General features: G+C 32.9%; 1 protein-coding gene and 1 rRNA gene. One reads left to right on the top strand and one right to left on the bottom strand.

What is annotated here, in order from left to right:
• Positions 1-186: 186 nt before the first annotated feature.
• A 5S ribosomal RNA gene (gene rrf, locus A9G32_RS05585) occupies positions 187-302 on the top strand.
• A gap of 116 nt (positions 303-418) precedes the next feature.
• Here the strand turns inward: rrf and A9G32_RS05590 are convergent.
• A complete protein-coding gene (locus tag A9G32_RS05590) occupies positions 419-712 on the bottom strand; it encodes a hypothetical protein (protein ID WP_065590416.1) in 294 nt (97 codons plus the stop codon).
• Between the last annotated feature and the right edge of the window lie 186 nt (positions 713-898).

An 898-nucleotide genomic window follows, 5' to 3' on the forward strand; every position in this document is an offset into this window, starting at 1 on the left:
GATACTAATGAACCGAGAGTCTTAACCTTACAACTCGGAGTTGTTTTGGGTTACGCAGAAGTTATTACTAGATGAGAAAATCATCGAAAAGAGAATAGAGATTGAAAAAACAGTTTGTTCCGAATTGAGTGATTGTTGTTGATATGAGATAATGGACAGCAATTAAGAAAGAGAGTACAGGATATGTCTGGCGGTAATAGCGCGGTGGTCCCACCTGACCCCATGCCGAACTCAGAAGTGAAACGCCGTAGTGCCGATGGTAGTGTGGGTATTACCCATGTGAGAGTAGGGTGCCGCCAGACTTTTAAATATATAGCCCAGCAGTCATGCTGGGCTTTTTGCTTTTATATTATTATCTTATGATATGAAAAAAATCACTTAGTTGCTTTTGCTTTATTTTTAGTAACTTAACCTTAACCTATCTTATATTTTTATCTATAACTGATATGTATTTAGGTTTCTTTCTTAAATTGTTTAGTAAGTTTTTATCATCATCTTTCCACCAATATTCTTTATATATAGCTGGTTTTTTAAATTCATAAATGCTAATTAAACCTAACAAACCTGATGGTGAATCGGCCATAAAATCCCAACCGTTCTTTTCAGTACAGTACATTTTTAACTTTTCGTCATACCAAATTCGGTATCCTTTTTTATCTAATATATTGAGTACAGTGTTTGATATATTTGAATATTCAAATAATGCCGGCATAAAATTAATCCTGTTTCATAACTTTAATAGTTTACAACTAGCTGATGTGTGATTATCTCATTTTTAATACAAAACTAACGTAGAAAATCATGCTAGTTGTTTTTGTGTTTTGTATTCAATAGGCGTCATATTATTTAATGCCTCATGATTTTTTCAGTTGGAATGGCAACACATTTTCAAACAAAA

The organism is Gilliamella sp. Gris3-2, from assembly GCF_001690345.1.
Taxonomy (GTDB): Bacteria; Pseudomonadota; Gammaproteobacteria; order Enterobacterales; family Orbaceae; genus Gilliamella; species Gilliamella bombi.